Annotated in this window: 14 protein-coding genes and 1 pseudogene; 9 read left to right on the forward strand and 6 right to left on the reverse strand. The window is 61.8% G+C overall.

What is annotated here, in order from left to right; all coding sequences use genetic code 11:
* Nucleotides 1-46 precede the first annotated feature (46 nt).
* From B9A15_RS14875 to B9A15_RS14885, 3 genes are read left to right on the forward strand one after another with little or no spacing between them, the layout of a single operon-like run.
* Nucleotides 47-1,207: an efflux RND transporter periplasmic adaptor subunit gene (locus B9A15_RS14875; protein WP_210190529.1), complete on the forward strand. Its 1,161-nt coding sequence runs from the start codon at nt 47-49 to the stop codon at nt 1,205-1,207.
* Entirely contained in the window at nt 1,204-2,346 is a 1,143-nt protein-coding gene (locus B9A15_RS14880; protein ID WP_084411140.1) for an efflux RND transporter periplasmic adaptor subunit, read from the forward strand. The genes B9A15_RS14875 and B9A15_RS14880 overlap by 4 nt, the downstream gene beginning before the upstream one ends.
* Complete coding sequence (locus B9A15_RS14885; protein ID WP_280173807.1) at nt 2,343-5,441, forward strand: efflux RND transporter permease subunit; 3,099 nt, start codon at nt 2,343-2,345, stop codon at nt 5,439-5,441. Before B9A15_RS14880 ends, B9A15_RS14885 begins: the two co-directional genes overlap by 4 nt.
* Nucleotides 5,442-5,863: 422 nt before the next feature.
* Here B9A15_RS14885 and B9A15_RS14890 read toward each other — a convergent pair whose 3' ends face one another.
* The gene (locus B9A15_RS14890; RefSeq protein ID WP_084411143.1) at nt 5,864-6,682 is read right to left on the reverse strand and encodes an outer membrane protein; all 819 of its coding nucleotides are present in this window, start codon (nt 6,680-6,682) and stop codon (nt 5,864-5,866) included.
* A 433-nt stretch (nt 6,683-7,115) separates the two neighbouring features.
* Between B9A15_RS14890 and B9A15_RS14895 the strand changes: the two genes are divergently transcribed.
* Nucleotides 7,116-8,582: a sensor histidine kinase gene (locus B9A15_RS14895; RefSeq protein WP_170923318.1), complete on the forward strand. Its 1,467-nt coding sequence runs from the start codon at nt 7,116-7,118 to the stop codon at nt 8,580-8,582.
* A gap of 129 nt (nt 8,583-8,711) precedes the next feature.
* On the opposite strand, the gene B9A15_RS14900 is transcribed toward B9A15_RS14895, so the two are convergent.
* Complete coding sequence (locus B9A15_RS14900) at nt 8,712-9,410, reverse strand: OmpW/AlkL family protein (protein ID WP_170923319.1); 699 nt, start codon at nt 9,408-9,410, stop codon at nt 8,712-8,714.
* Nucleotides 9,411-10,064: 654 nt separating this feature from the next.
* Between B9A15_RS14900 and B9A15_RS14905 the strand changes: the two genes are divergently transcribed.
* The 3 genes from B9A15_RS14905 to B9A15_RS14915 all read left to right on the forward strand — a co-directional run bounded on the left by B9A15_RS14905 (nt 10,065) and on the right by B9A15_RS14915 (nt 14,901).
* Nucleotides 10,065-11,402 carry an aminotransferase class I/II-fold pyridoxal phosphate-dependent enzyme gene (locus B9A15_RS14905; protein WP_210190530.1) on the forward strand — a complete coding sequence of 446 codons (1,338 nt, stop codon included), beginning with the start codon at nt 10,065-10,067 and terminating at the stop codon, nt 11,400-11,402.
* Between the two features lie 132 nt (nt 11,403-11,534).
* Nucleotides 11,535-12,992 (forward strand): sensor histidine kinase, encoded by a 1,458-nt coding sequence (locus tag B9A15_RS14910; RefSeq protein ID WP_084411151.1) that lies wholly within the window; start codon nt 11,535-11,537, stop codon nt 12,990-12,992.
* Between the two features lie 40 nt (nt 12,993-13,032).
* Nucleotides 13,033-14,901 carry a putative bifunctional diguanylate cyclase/phosphodiesterase gene (locus tag B9A15_RS14915; RefSeq protein ID WP_084411153.1) on the forward strand — a complete coding sequence of 623 codons (1,869 nt, stop codon included), beginning with the start codon at nt 13,033-13,035 and terminating at the stop codon, nt 14,899-14,901.
* Nucleotides 14,902-15,135: 234 nt separating this feature from the next.
* On the opposite strand, the pseudogene B9A15_RS14920 reads toward B9A15_RS14915, so the two are convergent.
* Nucleotides 15,136-15,509, reverse strand: a pseudogene (locus tag B9A15_RS14920) (IS5 family transposase); the annotation flags it as partial.
* Here B9A15_RS14920 and B9A15_RS22615 point away from each other — a divergent pair.
* Entirely contained in the window at nt 15,504-15,692 is a 189-nt protein-coding gene (locus B9A15_RS22615) for a HigA family addiction module antitoxin (RefSeq protein WP_139798408.1), read from the forward strand. The pseudogene B9A15_RS14920 and the gene B9A15_RS22615 sit on opposite strands and share 6 nt — an antisense overlap.
* A gap of 14 nt (nt 15,693-15,706) precedes the next feature.
* Here B9A15_RS22615 and B9A15_RS14925 read toward each other — a convergent pair whose 3' ends face one another.
* From B9A15_RS14925 to B9A15_RS14935, 3 genes are all read right to left on the reverse strand, one after another.
* The gene (locus B9A15_RS14925; RefSeq protein ID WP_084411155.1) at nt 15,707-16,195 is read right to left on the reverse strand and encodes a nucleoside deaminase; all 489 of its coding nucleotides are present in this window, start codon (nt 16,193-16,195) and stop codon (nt 15,707-15,709) included.
* Between the two features lie 82 nt (nt 16,196-16,277).
* On the reverse strand, nt 16,278-17,525 hold the full coding sequence (locus tag B9A15_RS14930; RefSeq protein ID WP_084411157.1) for a putative DNA modification/repair radical SAM protein: 1,248 nt from the start codon (nt 17,523-17,525) through the stop codon (nt 16,278-16,280).
* Between the two features lie 87 nt (nt 17,526-17,612).
* On the reverse strand, nt 17,613-17,822 hold the full coding sequence (locus B9A15_RS14935) for a hypothetical protein (RefSeq protein ID WP_084411159.1): 210 nt from the start codon (nt 17,820-17,822) through the stop codon (nt 17,613-17,615).
* Nucleotides 17,823-18,108: 286 nt separating this feature from the next.
* On the opposite strand from B9A15_RS14935, the gene B9A15_RS14940 reads away from it, so the two are divergent.
* Nucleotides 18,109-18,480, forward strand: coding sequence for a hypothetical protein (locus B9A15_RS14940; RefSeq protein ID WP_084411161.1), 372 nt, complete (start codon nt 18,109-18,111; stop codon nt 18,478-18,480).
* Nucleotides 18,481-18,488: the final 8 nt, after the last annotated feature.

Genomic DNA, 18,488 nt, shown 5'->3' on the forward strand with positions numbered 1-18,488 from the left:
GCTTTATCGTAGAGTAATTCGACCATCAAGCAAAATGGTGATTAATATGGCCGGCAGAGGGGAAGTCGGGCAGAGACGGGACTTGCGCTCGCGCTGGGCCGCTATCGGGCGTTTGGCGCCGCTTCTCCTGGCGGCGGCGCTTGCTGGCTGCAACGAGGCGGAGACGCCCGAGCGTCCGCCCTCTCCAGTTGCCTATGTCACGGTGGAACCTCAGCCCTTCAGCCGCACGATCGCTCTGACCGGCGAGATCGCCGCACGCCATTCGGCGACCTATGCCTTCAAGACCAGCGGCCGGGTGACGGATGTCGCCGTCGATGTCGGCTCCAAGGTGGAGGCTGGCGATGTCCTCGCCCGCCTCGATCCGGTCGAACAGGAAGCCGACGTAGCAGCGGCGGAAGCCTCCGTCGCCTCGGCCAAGGCCCAGGCGACCCAGGCCCAGGCCGCTTTCGACCGCCAGAAGAACCTTCTCGACAGCGGCTACACGACCCGCAGCAATTTCGAGAATGCGGAAGAGGCGCTTTCCTCCGCGACGAGCGCCGTGGACATGGCCGAAGCCGAGCTTGGCACCGCACGCGAAAATCTAGACGACACCGTCCTATGCGCCGACGCGAGCGGCGTCATCACGAGCCGCAGTGTCGATCCGGGTCAAGTGGTGAGCGCCGCTCAGACCGCCTTCGGTTTTGCCGAGGATGGGCCGCGCGACGCCATCTTCGACATCCAGGAACAGCTTCTCCTCCAAAGCGACAAGCCGCCCGAGATCGCGATTCATCTTCTCGCCGATCCGAAGGTGCAGACCCGTGGCACGGTTCGCGAGATTAGCCCTTTGATTGACACGAGGACCGGCACCGTGGAGGTGAAGGTCGGGCTTCAGGACACGCCGCCGGAGATGACCCTCGGCGCAGCGGTCGTCGGCAGCGACACCGGCATCAGCGTGGAAAATGCAATCGTCATTCCGTGGGCCGCCCTAATGACGAGTGAAGGGGAGCCGGCGGTCTGGGTGGTCGATGGCAAGACGGGCGCCGCGCGCCTGACACCGATCAAGATCGGCTCCTATCAGAGCGACATCATCCTTGTGGATAGCGGCCTCTCCGAGGGCGACAGGGTTGTGACTGCCGGCTCGCAGCTCGTTCGGCCGGGGCAGGTCCTCGATCTAGTCGAACCCGACGAGCCGATCGGCATCGTCGGCGGCGGAAAGGACGGTGCATGATGACACGCGCGTTTTCGAACGGTCTGGTCCTTTTCGGGCTCATCGCGCTTGCGGCCTGCAGCGAGGCCGAAAACGAAGCGGCCGAGACGCCACAGGCGCCGCGCCCCGTCGTCAGCATCGTTGCCGAACCCATGGCGCTGGAGACCCTCGGCTATAGCGGCATGATTGCGCCGCGCTACGAGACGGCGCTTGCCTTCCGCACGCTCGGCCGAATTGTCGCGCGCGAAGTGGATGTGGGGGATCAGGTGGAGAAGGGCGAGACGCTCGCCGCCATCGACGCCGAGACGCTCGCGGCCAATGTGCGCTCTGCTAAGGCGCGGCTTGCCAATGCCCGCATCCAGGCGCGAACGGCGCGCGAGAGCGAGCAGCGCACCCAGTCGCTCTTTACCGAAAACACCGTCTCTCAGTCGGACCTCGACGTGGCGCGCCAGAGCCGCAGCGTCGCCGAAGCCGAATTGAAGAGCGCCGAAGCCCAGCTCGACAAGGCGGAGAATGCCCTCACCTTCGCCGTCCTCACCGCGCCCTTCGACGGCGTCGTCACCGCGCGCTCGGCCGATGTAGGCGATGTGGTCTCGGCCGGCGAGAGCGTCATGACGCTGGCAAGGACCGACGAGCGCGAGGCGGTGGTCGACGTTCCGGCTTCCGAGACCTCGAAGCTCGCGCCCGAGCAGTCCTTCCGCGTCGTCCTCCAGATCGATCCGAGCATTCGGATCGACGGTAAGTTGCGCGAGATCGCGCCCCAGGCCGATCCCCTCACCCGGACCAATCGGGTGCGGATCGCACTCGATGATGCGCCGCAGGCCTTTCGCATTGGCGCTCTCATCACGGCGGTACCGATTTTCGAAGGGGCGGCAATGCCGATTCGCATTCCCGAGACCGCGCTCTTCAAGATGGACGGCGAAACCAAGGTCTGGGTCGTCGACGAGGCCGCGGCCTTGGTGAAGGGTCGCAGCGTGACCACAGAAGCGGCACCGGACGGAATGGTGACGGTCGTCAGCGGCCTGTCGCCCGGCGAGCGGGTGGTGACGGCCGGTGTCGGCAGTCTGAAGGATGGTCAGGCCATCTCTCTTCAGGAAGGCATCGGCGAGAGCGGCGCGGCCGAGGCCCGCCAGGACGAGACGAGCGGGAGCGCATCGTGAAGGGTTTCAATCTGTCGGACTGGGCGCTGCATCACCGCTCCTTCGTCTGGTTCCTGATGATCGTCGCCATGATCGCCGGCACGCTGGCCTATCTCGGCCTCGGCCGGGAGGAGGATCCGCCCTTCACCATCAAAACGATGGTCGTCTCCGGCGCGATGCCTGGCGCGACCGTGACGGAGATGGCCGAACAGGTCACCGACCGCATCGAGAAAAAGCTCCAGGAGCTCGACAGCCTCGATTACACGCGTTCGATCACGACGCCCGGTCGCTCGGTCATCTTCGTCAATCTTCTGCCGACCACCCGAGCCGAGACGATCCCCGACGTCTGGACGAAGGTCCGTCATATGATGACGGACATCCGGGCTGACTTCCCCTCCGAGTTCAAGGGCTTTGCCTTCAACGACGAGTTCGGCGACGTCTTCGGCAACATCTACGCCTTTACCGCCGATGGTTTCTCCCAGCGCCAGCTGCGCGACACGGTCGAGGCGGTGCGCACCCGCATCCTGCAGCTTCCCGATTCCGGCAAGGTCGAGCTGGTGGGAGCGCAGGACGAAAAGATCTTTCTCGAATTCTCCCTGAGACGCATTGCAAGTCTGGGTATCGACCAACAGCAGGTGATCTCGACGCTTCAGGCCCAGAACGCGATCGCTCCCTCCGGCGTCGTCCAATCGGGCCCCGAGCGCATCTTCGTCAGGGTCTCGGGCCAGTACCGATCGGAAGAAAGCCTGCGCGAGGTCAATCTTCGCATCAACGACCGCTTTTTCCGCCTCAGCGACATCGCCACTATCACCCGCGGCTACGAGGACCCGCCCGCCACCCTCTTCCGCTACAATGGCGAGCCGGCGATCGGGCTTGCCATCGGCATGCGCAAAGGCGGCAATATCGTCGATTTCGGCGAGGAGCTGAAGGCGGAGATGAGCCAGATCGTCTCCGAGCTTCCCGTCGGCATCGATGTCCATCTCGTCGCTGATCAGTCGGCGGTCGTCGAGGAATCGGTCGGCGGTTTCACGCAGGCTCTCTTCGAAGCCGTGGTGATCGTTCTCGCCGTCAGCTTCGTCTCGCTCGGATTTCGGGCCGGCTTCGTCGTCACTCTGTCCATCCCCCTCGTCCTCGCCCTCACCTTCGTCGGGATGGAGTTTTATGGGCTGACGCTGCAGCGCATCTCGCTCGGCGCGCTCATCATCGCCCTCGGCCTTCTCGTGGACGATGCGATGATCGCCATCGAGACCATGGTCTCGCGCCTCGAAATGGGCGAAAGCCGGGAAAAGGCGGCAAGCTTTGCCTGGACCTCGATCGCCTTTCCGATGCTGTCGGGAACGCTCGTCACCGTCGCCGGCTTCCTGCCGATCGGCTTCAACAATTCCAACGCCGGCGAATACACCTTCTCGCTCTTCGTGGTGATCGCGCTTGCCCTGCTCCTGTCCTGGATCGTGGCGGTGCTCTTCACGCCGCTCATCGGCGTGCTCCTTCTGCCCAAGACCATGCATCATCACGATGCCAAGCCCGGCTTTGCTCGCCGAGCCTTCAGCGCGGTACTGAAGGGAGCGATGCGCTTTCGCTGGCTGACGATTCTCGTGACGGTTCTGCTCTTCGCCGGCTCGATCTATTCGATGCGCTTCGTCCAGCAGCAATTCTTCCCGACCTCCGATCGTCCCGAACTGGTGGTCGACTTCACGCTTCGTCACAATGCGACGATCGCCGACACCAAGGCGCGGATGGACGAATTGGAGGCGATGCTGAAAGGCGAGGAGGATATCGACCATTTCAGCTCTTATGTGGGCCGCTCAGCCGAACGCTTCATCCTCGCCTATGACGTCCAGCCCGACAATCCGTTCTTCGGCCAGATCGTCATCGTTAACAAGGACCTGGAAGCGCGCGAACGGATTCATAAAAAGATCGACGCCTTCGCCCGCGAGCATCTCGTCGGCATCGACGTCTATGTGAAGAATCTCGAACTCGGGCCGCCCGTCGGCCGACCTGTGCAATATCGCATCGGCGGTCCCGACCGGTCTGTGGTGCGCACCAAGGCCCGCGAGGTCGCGGCCATCATGGCGAGCGATCCGCGTCTTCATTCCATCGTTCTCGATTGGAACGAGCCGGCCCGCGTCTTGAAAGTCGAGATCCTTCAGGACAAGGCGCGCCAACTCGGCATCAGTTCCCAGGAGATCGCCGCCAATCTCAATCTGATCCTCGATGGCGAGACGGTCACCCAAATCCGCGACGACATCTATCTGGTGGACGTGGTGGCGCGCGGCCGCCAATCCGACCGGGACTCGATCGATGCGATCGAAAATCTCCAACTCACCAATTCGCAAGGGGCCTCGATCCCGCTGGCGAGCCTCGTGACCTATGAATATGGGTGGGAGGATCCGATCCTCTATTCGCGCTCGCGGATTCCGACCATCACCGTCAGCGCGGCGATTCTCGGGCCGACCCAGCCCGCGACGATCGTCACTGATCTTGCCCCCCAAATCGCCGAATTCGAAAAGAGCCTGACGCCGGAGACCAATCTCGAAGTCGGCGGCGCGGTGGAATCCTCGGCCGAGAGCCAGGGTCCGATCGCGGCCGTCGTGCCGGTCATGCTGGTCGTGATGCTCACCTTGATCATGGTCCAGATGCAGAGCTTCAGGGGTATGATCATCGTGCTCTCGGCCGCCCCGCTCGGTCTCATCGGCGTCGTCGCCGCGCTTGTCCCCTCGGGCGCCCCGCTCGGCTTCGTGGCGATCCTCGGCGTTCTGGCCCTGGTCGGCATCCTCATCCGCAACTCGATCATCCTCGTTCACCAGATCGAGGTGCTGAGGGACGAGGGCCTTCATCCCTGGAATGCGGTCTTCGAGGCGAGCGAGATGCGCGCCCGACCGATCCTCCTGACGGCGGCGGCGGCGAGCCTTGCCCTCATTCCGATCTCGCGCGAGGTCTTCTGGGGGCCGATGGCCTACGCCATGATGGGCGGCATCATCGCCGGCACGCTGATTACGCTCCTCTTCGTCCCGGCGCTCTATCTCGTGGTCTACCGGGTCAAGCGCCCGGATGGGCCGCAAGGAGAGACCGGCGCGAAGGCCGATGGCGAGAAGCCGCAAACGGCCGCCGGTTGACGAAACGACGGGCACCGCAATCGGCGACCGGGCTTGATCCCTCACCGATTGCGGCCCTTGCGCGATGCGGACAAAGCTGACGGGCGGCCCTTCGTTCGTGCATTTCCTCGGCCCGAGTGCCGCTCTGACGGTAACGGCATGGTCCCCGCACTCTTCGAGTGCGAGGATGACGAAGCGTCGGGGAAATCGCTCTCACCGTCGAACCCGCAAACTTGAGGACAGTTTACGAAACGAGACGGTAGGCTTCAGGAACTGTCCGAGATCCACAGAAATGGCGCGGCGGCGGCGCTGCGAATGGACAAGGAGACAGAAAACGGCGACGGCCCCGATCGATGATCGAGGCCGTCGCCGTTTCAAGCGTTCTGGCGAAACGAGGTGTCTTGGCGGAGAAGCGAGCTTCCGCAACGCCCTGAGCGCTCGGATCAGAAGGCGTAATTCAGACCGACGCGGCCGATGACGAGATCGTTGTCGAAGTGATAGTCGATCTGATTGCCGGGGAAGACGGGATCGGTCACCTTGATCTTGGTGTCTTCGAGATCGACGTAGAAGAGCTCGGCCTTCAGCGAGAAGGCCTCGGTGAACTTGTGCTCGACGCCGCCGCCGATCGCATAGCCGGCCGACCAGTCCTCGTTGCTCCAGCGCCCGATACCGCCGAGATCGCGCGGATATTGCGCGCCGTTGAGGAGCGGGAAGGTCAGATCCAGATTGAACTGATTTTTCACTTTACCGTATGCGAGGCCGCCCGAGACATAAGCGAGGGTCGGGCCGCTGGCATAGCCGAAGCGGGCACGCACCGTGCCAAGATTTTCGATGTCGGTGCTGTAGGACGTCCGGGTATCGGTTCCGGTATAGGGAAAGGCCGGGCTCGGATCGATCCGCTGATATTTGTTGAGAACGTTCAGATCGGTGAAGGAGAAATCGGCCTCGGCGCCGGCGACGAAATTGCCGAACTGGTGATTGTAGCCGACCTGAACGCCGCCGATCACGCCCCATTCGTCGCCATCAATGTCGCCGGGAAAGAGCCCATTGCCCACATCCGTCGTCAGCGGTTCGCCGGTATAATAGCCGCGCTCGGCTTGTCCGTCGCTATGGGCCCCGCCGAGGGTCACACCCGCATAGAACCCCGTCCAGATCGTGGGCTCGGAAGGTGCGGTGAACGGCGCGTAGTCGGACATGTCCGCCGCGCTCGCCGAAGTGGCCCCGACGATCAGTCCCGCAAGAGCTATCGAAAACCGGTTCATGGAGGCGGCTCCTGTTGAGCTGAAATCAGATCGTCAATCGGCTCCAAAAGGCACCGAACGAAATGCTGTCGTGGTTATCGTTTTCTAGTCGAGCTAGGTTAACCGATCGTTACCACTCTCGCGCGGCGAGTGTTTCGACAGGGGAACCGCCCGCATCGGCGGGACAGCCATCTCATGGTGCGGAAGGGTGGCGATGATCCAAAAGGCCCATAAAAGCCCGCCTCGCGTTTAACAGGCGATCAAGCTTTGACGCCTATGATCGGCCGAACACTTTCCTAAGGCTCCGTCGCGACGCTGAACCGTGGAGACCCCGGTTCGCGGCGCCGGCCAACACTTGTCGGGAGCCGCGATCGCTCGGATGTCGTCGCGCTCCAGGCCGGGAAGCCGAACGGACCGCACGGCCCGTCAGGGCCACGCTCAGGGGTTGAGAAGCATGCGTTTCGCCGAGCATCTGTTGCGCTTCATCGAGTATTTCGTTCCCGATTATATGCGGAATGACCGGGAAGCATCGGATCAGGCGCGCATGTTCTTGATCAGCCATTCGGTGGGTCCGATCATCGGCAATTCGGTCCCGCTGGCTCTCTATCTCGCAGACCCGACACCCGACTATGCGATCGCGGTGTTGTGCCTTGCGATCACGTCCTTCTGGGGCTTCCCCTTCCTGCTCAAGGCCGGACTTGGCTACAAGCCTCTCGTGCTGGTCTCGGTCACGATCCTCAACTTCTGCATTTTCTGGAGTTGCTGGTTCAATGGCGGCATCGCCTCGCCGACCCTGTCTTGGGTGCTCGTCATTCCGCTCTTGTCGTTCTTCTATATCGGCGGCGATGCGTCGCTTCGCGTGCCTCTTCTGGCGATTTTCGCCGCCTTCGGCTTCGGCTTTTTCGTGCTCTATCTGAAATTTCAGCCGAACCCGAACGACATTCCCGCCATGTCGAGCAAGGTCCTGGCCTTCGTCTCGAACATCGCCGCACTGCTCTATGTCGCGTTGATGGCGATCTATTATTCCCGCGTCTTCGATCGCAGCCTGGAACTGGAGCGCGAAGTGCGTCGGCGCCAAGTCCTCTCGCGCGAACTGCGCAGCGCCGTCAGCCAGAGCAACGAGGCCAATCAGGCTAAATCCCAGTTTCTGGCCCGCATGAGCCACGAATTGCGCACTCCGCTCAATGCCGTGATCGGCTACAGCGAAGTCTTGCGCGAGGACATGGAAGCGGACGGTCGCACCCATATGCTGCCGGACGTCATCCGCATCCACGATGCCGGACGATATCTCCTGCGCCTGATCAACTCGATCCTCGACATTTCCAAGATCGAGGCAGGTCGAATGCAGTTCGACGTCAAACAGCATGATGTGTTCGATATCGTTTCCTCAGTGGCAAACGACCTTCGCGGTGCCATCGAAACGAATGGCAACCGCCTCGACATCAACTTCGAAGCGCAAGAGCGTCTCATCGAGACCGATCGTTTCAAGCTTGTCGGAGTCCTGCGTGAACTCCTCGTGAATGCCGGCGACCATACTCGGAACGGCGAGGTGCGTGTCACGATTTCGCGGGAAACCCACCAAGATCGGCCCTTCTATCGCATCGCGGTCGCGGACACCGGCGCCGGTATCGCACCGAGCGAGCGTGTCGGTCTCTTTGAGCTTCATGGCGACAGCCGGGATGCGGCCGGCAGCCAATATGGCGGGACCGGCATGAGCCTGATCGTCTCGCGCATGTTAATCCGCGCCATGGGCGGCACGATCGAGGTGGAAAGCGACCTTGGCAAAGGCAGCACCTTCTCGGTGCTCGTGCCGGTCAAATGGAGCAAGGCGACGCCGGACCGCGATAAGGATCTCTTCGCGCTCACCACTACGTCGGTCGAGCGGAGCGATCTCGGGCAATCAGCTGCCGCCATCGCCTAGCGCGAGATGCAACGAATCGGAATCGCGATTTCGCTCTAAATCTTTGTTTTCCTGCATGACGAGATCCGGAAAGTCATGCAACTTTTCGGATCTCATCATGCTCGATTAAGACGAGGAAATCCTTCTCGTCTAGAACCGCATGCCGACGCCCGCGGTCAGAACCAGCGGATCGAGATCGACCTTGGCCGTCGCCGGCAGGGGGGCGCCGGTCGCCGGATCGAAGGTGGTCGCCGTGCCCGACGCGCCCGTGAAGACCTTCTTCACGTCGGTGAAGAGGTGGTAGTTGTCCCAAAAGCCGAATTCGGCACCCGCCTGAAGCACGGCGCCGAATTCGCCCTCCACCTCGAAATCCTTCAAGACGGCGTCTTTATCGTCGAAGATGAAGGTGTAGGCGACACCGGCGCCGATATAGGGGCGGAAGCCCTCCCCAAAGGCGTTGATGTGATATTTGGCCGTCGACATAACGGTGCCATAGGTCACTTCCCCGAGCCGTAATCCCTCGAAGCTGCCGCGCCCATCGAAATCCGAGGTCAACGGTATTCCGAGCGTCAGCGCCAGGGATACATCCGGCCGGACATAATAGCCGATTTCGGCCGTTCCGGTCATTTCGTCGGAGATTTCGGCATCGGCGTCGGGAACGCGATGGCCCATCACGTCGATCTTCGAGGAGGAGTCGAACAGGACACCGGCCAGGCCGATATTGACGTACCAGTCATGCGCTTCGGCGACCCTCTGATCGGCAATCTCGAGAGTGTCGGCGGCCTGTGCGGCGCCGATCATCATCATGCTGGTTGCAACGACAGCTGTTTGAACCGCACTCTTGCGCATTCCATCTTTCCTTCGAGCAGCCTTCGCTCCGGCATTCCCGGAAAATGAGATCGCCTGCGGCCTGAGGTCGAACGCGCTTCGCCCCGCGACCGGCGCGGCAGGCGCTGTGGGAATCGCAGTCGTCCGCCCGCCGGTGTCTGGCGATATCTCGACGGCCGAACGCCGCCCGACCGCCGCTCGGTATAGCCACCGCGCCTTGCCCGAAACCATCATCACAGGGTCAAGAGGCGTTCACAGGGGGTCGGGCAGAGCCAGCCGGCTAAGCCGAATCGGCTATCGCCCGTCTCCGAGGCGCGGAGTCCGACCCTCGCTCTGGCCGGTGGTCTCGCCCCTCTTCATAAGCCAAACTTAACGGTTGCGCCGATAGGTTGGGTCTCGAAGGCGTTCGTGATTCTTACAGCCTTCGCGCGTTGGCCGAGAAAACCGACACGCATCTCTCCGCTTGCGTCGCCACATCGGCTCGCAAACCACCACGCGGAGCACACTCCAGACAAAACACCTTGTTCTCAAAGATTTTTTGGAATTACACGGTCATTAAGCGTGTTTTGCCGCGAGATTTCGTTAATCCATCAAGTTATCCCTGTCTTAAGCCGCGGATTGGAAGGTCGCGTTGCAGAATTCAACTTAAGACGCCTATAGACAGGGGCCCTCCTCATGACCTTCCGCACCCTTCCCGCCGTCCCCCAAGCTGCCCTCGAAGGGTCTATGCGCGACTTCCGCGTCATGGAGGGGATCGATCTTCTCGAGCGCTGCGAACATTTCTTCGCCTGGCAGGATGTGCGCCGGCAATCGGGCACCTGGCCCTTCTCGCGTTCGACGGAGACGGGTCCGGCTTCGACCTGCGGCGTTCGCGACGATACCGGCACCTTGACCGAGGGCGTCAATTTCGCCTCCCAGGACTATCTCAGCCTTTCGTCCCATCCGGCCGTTGCGGCCGCCGCCAAGCAGGCGATCGACGTCTTCGGCGTCCATTCCGCCGGTTCACCGGCGCTTGTCGGAAACACCTCGACCTCGGTCGTCCTGGAGCGCCGGATCGCCGACTTCCTGAAGATGGAGGAAGCAATTCTCTTCCCTACCGGCTGGGCCGCCGGCTTCGGGGTCATCAAGGGCCTCGTTCGCTCCGAGGACTTTATCGTGATGGACGCCCTGTCGCACGCCTCCCTCCAGACCGGGGCCTATGCAGCGACGCGCAACATCTCGCTCTTCCGGCATAACGATCTGGAAAACTGCCGCGATCGCCTTGTGCGGATCCGCAATCGCAGCCCGAAATGCGGCATCATGATCGTCACCGAAGGCCTGTTCTCCATGGACAGCGATACCCCCGACATCGAAGGCCTTCAGGCACTGGCGAAGGAATTCGATGCGACGCTCATGGTGGATGTCGCCCATGATTTCGGCTGCCTCGGCGAGGACGGAACGGGCCATATCGGCATCCAGGACATGCTCGGCAAGGTCGATCTCGTCATGGGCAGCTTCTCGAAGACCTTCGGCTCGAATGGTGGTTTCGTGGCGACCAACAGCCGCGCGGTGAAGGAATATTTGCGCTTCTACAGCCCGTCCTGCACCTTTTCCAACGCGCTGTCGCCGGCTCAGATCGCGACCGTCACGGCCGCGCTCGACATCATCCAGAGCGACGAAGGCGCCGAGCTGCGCCGTAAGCTCATGACCAATATCCTCTCCCTGCGTTCGCAGCTGAGCGATCTGGGCTTCGAGACCTATGGCGAGCCCTCGGCCATCGTCTCGGTGAAGATGGGCGACGAAGCCCTGGCCCGCATGACGGCGCGTGCCCTGCCCCATGTCGGTCTCGTGGCCAATCTCGTCGAGTTCCCGGCGGTCGCCAAGGGATCGGCCCGCTTCCGCCTCCAGGTCATGGCGAACCACACGCCAGAGGAAATACAGGCGGCCGCCCGTCGTGTGCATCAGGCCTATCTCATCGCTCGGCGAGAGCTTGAAACCAACGAAGCCGCGGACGAAAAGCGCCTCTCGGCCTGACTCTTCACAGCTGATAGTATCCGGCGCCCGAACCTCGCCGGATACTGGATTATAAGGCGCGAGTAAGCCCTTCATGTTCGAAGAAACTTAAGACGTTTCTGGGACTGTTCGCGAACAAGAGGGAATGGATCGATGGGCGAGACTATCATCAACATGTTCATCCCGCGTTCGCTGGTCAGCAGCCACACCGAACGCGAATTGATGAAAATCTTTGTATTCACGCATCTTCTGGGCCCGCTGATCGCGCAGCCGATGGTCATTTATCTCTATGTGATCTCACCGAGCATCAACGCGCCGATGACCATCCTGACGGCCGGCGTCTGCGCTTTTTGGGCTTTGCCCTTCTTGCTGCGATACACCGGGGATTTGCGTCTTTGCGCGACCTTGTCCTTCGTCGGTCTGACCTCGGTCTCGCTGTTCGGCACCTATTTCTACGGAAACCTGGCCTCGCCCTTCCTGCCATGGCTGATCGTCAGCCTGCTGCTCGGCTTCTTCTACCTGTCCAAGAATGTCGCGCTGGTAATTGGCCTGTTCTCACTTTGTGTGGGCGTCTTCTCATGTGCTGTGCTTCTGTTCGGCCTGCCCACGATCGTCGATGCCAGACATCTCCAGCCGGTCGCCTGGCTCTCCATCGTCGCGGCCAGCATCTACATGTCCTGGATGGTCGTCTATTACGCCCAGATCTGTGCGATGCGCATGGATTTGTCGGCCGAGAGCGAACGCTATCAGGCAACGCTCGCCAAGCTTCGCAGCGCGCACGGCGTCGCCGAAGAGACGAGCCGAAAGCGCTCAGCCTTCTTCGCCAAGATGAGCCATGAATTGCGCACCCCGCTCAATGTTATCATCGGCTTTTCCGAAATCCTCATCGAGGATGTCGCGGACGAGGACGGCGAAGACGCCGCCAGCTGGGAGGACCTGCAGCGGATCAACAAGGCCGCCAACCACCTTCTGTCCTTGATTTCCCACGTCCTCGACGAAGAGACCGGCGAGACACAGCTCGACGATCTCGACGTCACGGAATTCGCCCTGTCGGAGCTTGTCGCCGATATCGAGGCCACGGCCCGCCCGATGATCGAATCCAATGGCAACGAATTCGTCATCCATTGCGTCAGAAGCCGCGAAATCCTTTGGACCGATCGCACGCGGGTTCGGCAAATCCTCCTCAATCTGTTGAGCAATGCCGGCAAGTTCACGCAGGCCGGCAAGGTGACGCTTTCGATCGAGGTCGACAAGATCGGCATAGACACACGAATCCGCTTCAGCATCGCCGATACCGGCATTGGAATCACGCCGGAGGCCATGGGCCGGCTCTTCCAGGACTATATGCAGGCCGACGCCTCGATTTCGGGCCGGTTCGGCGGAACCGGCATCGGCCTCGCACTGACGCGCCAGCTCTGCATTCTCCTTGGCGGCGATGTCAGCGTCGAGAGCACGCCCGGCGCGGGCTCGACCTTCACCGTCGAGATCGCCGCCGAGGTGAATGGTGGCACCGAACGCGCTGCGACGCTCCAGGAGGCCCTTGCGGGCGACGAAGACGACGGTGGCGGCGGACAGGGCAACGAAAAACAGACGATGCTCGCGGCCGCCTGACAGGTCATGAAGTGCCCCTTTTGAAGCGGACGAGAGAGAGATGCAAAGCGTTCAGAAGATCGACATCGACGACTGCGAGACGCCACAGGCCCAGCCGCGCCTTCTCGTCGTCGACGACGTCGCCGATAACCGTGCGATTTTGATGCGCCGCCTCGTCAGGCGCGGTTTCGAGGTGGTGGAAGCCATCGGCGGCCAGGACGCGCTGGACAAGATCGCGGCCGAATCTTTCGATCTCGTGCTTCTCGACATCATGATGCCGGACATCAACGGCAACGAGGTTTTGCGCCGGATTCGCGAGCGCTTTTCGGAGATCGAGCTCCCGGTCATCATGGTGACGGCGAAGGGCCTGAGCGACGATGTGGTCGAGAGCATCACCCTCGGCGCCAACGACTATGTGACGAAGCCCGTCGATTTCGCCGTCGCGCTGGCCCGTATTCAGAGCAATCTGCAGCGAAAGCTTCTCGCCGACCGTCTGAACCAGGAAAAAAAGAGCGCTGAAAGCCAGGCGGCCGAACTCAAGGTGACGGTTCTCAAGAACGAGACCCAGCTTCTCGACGAGAGCAATCGGCGCCAACAATCGGAAGAGCAACTCCGCTTTCTCGCCTTTCATGATTCGCTGACCGGCCTTCTCAACCGGCAGGGCTTCAACAACGCCCTGGCCGAGACGCTCGAAGTCACCAAGCGTGGCGAGGCCGAGACCGCTCTTCTCTTCATCGATCTCAATCTCTTCAAACAGGTCAACGACGCTTACGGCCATGAAGTGGGCGATCAGCTGCTCGCGGCTGTCGGCGCCCGCCTCAGCGAGACGATCGGCGAGGGAATGTCCGTGGCGCGCCTCGGCGGCGACGAATTCGCCGTTATCACGACGGCAGCCCATCAGCCGCAGATGACGATGGCGATGTCCGACAAGGTGATCGAGGCGCTCGGCCGCCCGTTCGAGATCGCCGGGCATCAGCTCCAGATCGGCGCATCCTGCGGAATCGCCTGTGCCAGCGACTGCGCCAACCAAGCCGAAAGCCTCGTGAAGGCGGCCGATCTCGCCATGTATCAGGCCAAGGGCGCCTCCAAGCAGACGGCGGTTCTCTTCACGCCCGACATGCTGACGGCCCAGAACCAGCGCAGGCAAATGGAGCAGGATCTGCGCCATGCCGTCGCAAATGGCGACCTGCAGCTCTTCTACCAGCCGCTGGTGGATATGAAGACCCGCAAAATCGTCGCCTTCGAAGCCTTGGTGCGCTGGCTCCATCCGACGTTCGGCATGTTGCCGCCGGATGTATTCATTCCATTGGCCGAAGAGATCAACGTCATCGATCAATTGGGCAATTGGGTGATTCGAACGGCCTGCGCGCAGGCGGCCCAATGGCCGTGTGGGATCGCCGTTGCGGTCAATGTCTCGCCGCTGCAGTTCCGCGAAACCTCGCTGCTTCCCACGATCATCAACGCCTTGAGTTCGAGTGGCCTCGCCCCGCGCAGGCTGGAGCTCGAACTCACCGAATCGACGCTTCTCAACCAGTCGGACGACCTGATGCGCACGCTCTCGTCGATCCGCGATCTCGGCGTCAAGCTCGCCATGGACGACTTCGGGACGGGCTATTCCTCCTTGAGCTATCTGGAGCGCTTCCGCTTCGACAAGATCAAGATCGACAAGAAATTCATCCAGAGCATGAGCGCAAGCGTCGAGACCAGCGCCATCGTCTCGGCGATCATCAATCTCAGCCAGACGATCGGGGCTCGAACCACCGCCGAAGGCATCGAGACGGAGGAGCAGTTCGACCAGATCTCAGAGCGCGGCTGCAATCAAGGCCAAGGCTACCTCTTCAGCCGCCCCGTCGCCGCCACCGAAATCGGCGCCCTCATCGACGACTATGGCTGCCTGCAGCAGCTGCCGATCGCGGGCAAAATCGACTGAGGCAGATATGCCGACCTCTCGTTGCCGTGGCGTGGCAGCCTGGATCTGATTGAACCACCGGGTCGAACAAAAAAACCGACGCTGACAAGCCGGGCCTTTTGTTTGCTGTCCCATACATGATGACGTGCTTCCCTGAATTCGGACCGTTTTGAGCTGGAATTTTCCAATTGTGATCCTGAGATCGGGATGAGGAGTGACATTGCCCCCTCGACCTACTCCAGTTTGAAGTTCGCTCTGGCCTTCTGACAGGAGCAGGATGAGCGGTCGCCCTTCGCCGTCGCAGACGGTATGGAGCTTCGAGTTCAATCCACCCTTGGTGCGCCCAATACGACGGGGAACATCCCCTTTTTAAGCAGGCTCGCCGCCGTGCGGTGGGCCTTCAGATGGGTGTCGTCGATCATGATGCGCTCAGGTTCCGGCCCTTCACCGGCAAGCCCGGCGAAGATGCGGTCGAAGACACCCAGCCGGCTCCAGCGGATAAAGCGGTTGGTGAGCGTCTTGTGAGGGCCGTAACCTCACGGTGCGTCCTTCCACTGCAATCCGTTGCGGATCACGTAGACGATGCCGCTCACCACGCGTCGATCGTAGACCCTTGGGACACCATGCGACAGCTTGTCGACGAGGAGACTCCGTTGACGGTGGACGTGGCGTTGCGCCTTGCCCGCCTCTTCGGAACGGTGCCGGAATTCTGGATGAATTTTCAGACACACTACGATTTGGAAACCGCCGAAAAGAAGCTCAGCAAGGATTTGGAAGCGATCAAGCCGCTTCCGAAGCAGGACGCGGCCTGATTAAGCTGCGTCCGTTACCCACCATGCACCCGCCCATGCAGCGCCTTCACCGCCTCGCGAAAGGTGTCGTCCGGCCCCGCGATCGGATGACCGGGTAGAAGTTCGCGCGTGCCGATCGGCTTGTAGGGCAAGGGCTTGGCGCCGAATTCGTCGAGCCAGACGACGAGGTCTTCCGTCGAGGTGGCAAAGACGATGCGCCCAAGACCGACCCATGCATGGGCTGTCGCGCACATGGGGCAATGTTCGCCGGAGGTATAGAGCGTCGCCGAAAAACGCTCTTCCGGCGCGAGATTCTCCGCGGCCCATCGGGCAAGCGCGAATTCGGGATGGCGAGTCGGGTCGCCGGAGCCAGTGCGGTTATAGTCTTCCTGAAGCACCCGCCCATCGCCTGATACGAGAACCGAGCCGAAAGGCCGGTTGCCGGTCTCGACCGCCTGCTCCGCCAGTTCGACGCAGCGCGCCAGATGCTTGCGGTCGGTCTCGCTTACGCTTGAAGACTCCATCACCCGCTCTCCTGATCCAAGAGGTATAAGCGGTCGAAATAGCCTTTGATTGATGGCGGACCAGCGTCGGCGGTCGTCCCGGTCAGAACAAGTCCAGCTGCCGGGCCTCACGTTTAGCTTTCGGCACGAAGCTCTCGCGTAGACCTTCGCGATCCGTCAGCCCGCCCGGCGAATAGTCGAGCGTCGTGATGAAGGGCCGGACCTTGTCGATCGACTGGCAGAGCTTGGCGACGTCGTCGAGCCGCAAGGTGCGGTGACGGCGCGTCGTCAAAATGCGTTTGACGGCCCGCGCCCCAAGGCCCGGCACACGCAGCAGCATCTCCCGGTCCGCACGATTGACGTCGACCGGAAACCGACTCCTATTCTTCAACGCCCAGGCAAGCTTCGGATCGATGGCGAGATCGAGCATACCGCCCTCCCCGCCCTCGACGATCTCGCCGCGCGAAAAGCCGTAAAAGCGCATCAGCCAGTCGGCCTGATAGAGCCGATGCTCCCGCATTAAGGGTGGCTTGAGGAGCGGCAGTTTCGATGAGGCGTCGGGGATCGGAGAAAAGGCCGAATAATAGACGCGAGACAGCCGATAATTCCCGTAGAGATTTTCCGAACGGCCGAGGATCGCCTCGTCGTTGGAGCCGTCCGCGCCGACGATCATCTGGGTCGATTGTCCGCTCGCCGAGAAGCGCGCCGGCTTCTTGCGGTCCCGCTTCTCGCCCTTGTGCTCCTCGATCTTCGCGCGAAGATGGCCCATGGAGCGGCGAATGTCGCGCGGGTCCTTTTCCGGCGCAAATTGGCTAAGCGTGATATCGGTCGGCATCTCGATATTCACCGACAGACGATCAGCGAACAGGCCGGCCTCCTCGACGAGCTTGGGCGCAGCGTCCGGGATCGCCTTCAGATGGATATAGCCGGAGAAATTCTCTTCCAGCCGAAGCTTGCGGGCGATCCGGACCATCTCCTCCATCGTGTAGTCGGAGCTTTGGATGATCCCGGAGGAGAGGAACAGACCTTCGATATAGTTGCGCCGATAGAAGGCCATGGTGAGGTCGACGACCTCCTGCACGGAAAAGCGCGCCCGCTGCACGTTGGACGAGGAGCGGTTCACGCAATAAGCGCAGTCATAAATGCAGAAATTCGTCATCAGGATCTTGAGCAGCGAAATGCATCGGCCGTCGGGTGCATAAGCGTGGCAGATCCCGGAGCCCTCGGTCGAACCGATCCCCTTGCTCTTGGCCGAGTCGCGACGCGGCGCCCCGCTGGAAGCGCAGGATGCGTCGTATTTCGCCGCATCCGAGAGGATGGCGAGTTTGTCCTGAATTGTGAGTCGGCCCATGACCTCTTTATAATGTTCGCGGTCCGTTCACTCCACCCATCAGGTGACGACAAGACGTCGCAGCGGCGCCCGAAGCTTATCCTTCGCTCAAGCCTTGCTCTTGCGGGCATCCGGCCAGGCGCAGGTCCATTTCTTCACGGTCCATTGCGGATGGTCACCGGCCCAGGCCGCCACATAGGGGCTGGACAGCATCATGCATTGCGCCAGAGACGAGCGTGCCTCGAAGCTCAAGCGCTCTTCGTGACAATCCGACGGGTTCGTGGCCATGCAGACCGTAAGGATGAGATCGACCAGCATTGAAGCGTTCGCCTCCCAATTGTTTCCACCGGTGCCCGTCAAGAAAAATGGCGCGCAACGATGCGGGAGGCAATTCGCGACGGGCGGACCGATGGCCGCAGGTCGAGATGCGTTCACCTTCTGCCCGGAAAAAATATTTGGCCGAAACCCGATTGCGGCCCCGCGCAGCTTTGACGCACCGCACTCGCCGTCTAGTTCCCCTCGCGCAAACGTTAGACCGCAGCCACCATTGTCCCCGTTGCGGGGCTTGGGCCGGCGCGTCGACAGCCTGAAAGGATTGTCCATCATGTCGAGACATGCGTCGTCAGGCACGACCGAAGGGGCGCTTGTCGTCATCTTCGGCGCCATTATCGGCCTCATCATCGCAGCCTATCTCTATATCACGCCGCTGACCGGCATCACCGGCTCCTTCGGCGCCATCCTGGTGATTGTCTCCTCCGCCCTTCTCATTCTCGACGGCGTGATGCTGCTCGGCGCGGTGACGCCGGGCTCTCGCGGCGTCTGGCTGACGCTCGGCTTTCTCGGGGCGCTCGGCACACTGGCCGCCGCCTGGTTCCTCCATGCCTTCTTTCTGATGGCGGCGATGGTGGTCGTCCTCGTCGGCCTCGTCATGGCCCTAGCCCGCCCCCCCTACGCCACCGCCGCCGCGAGCCGATGAGACCCATC

It is taken from the genome of Fulvimarina manganoxydans, assembly GCF_900176465.1.
Lineage (GTDB): Bacteria > Pseudomonadota > Alphaproteobacteria > Rhizobiales > Rhizobiaceae > Fulvimarina > Fulvimarina manganoxydans.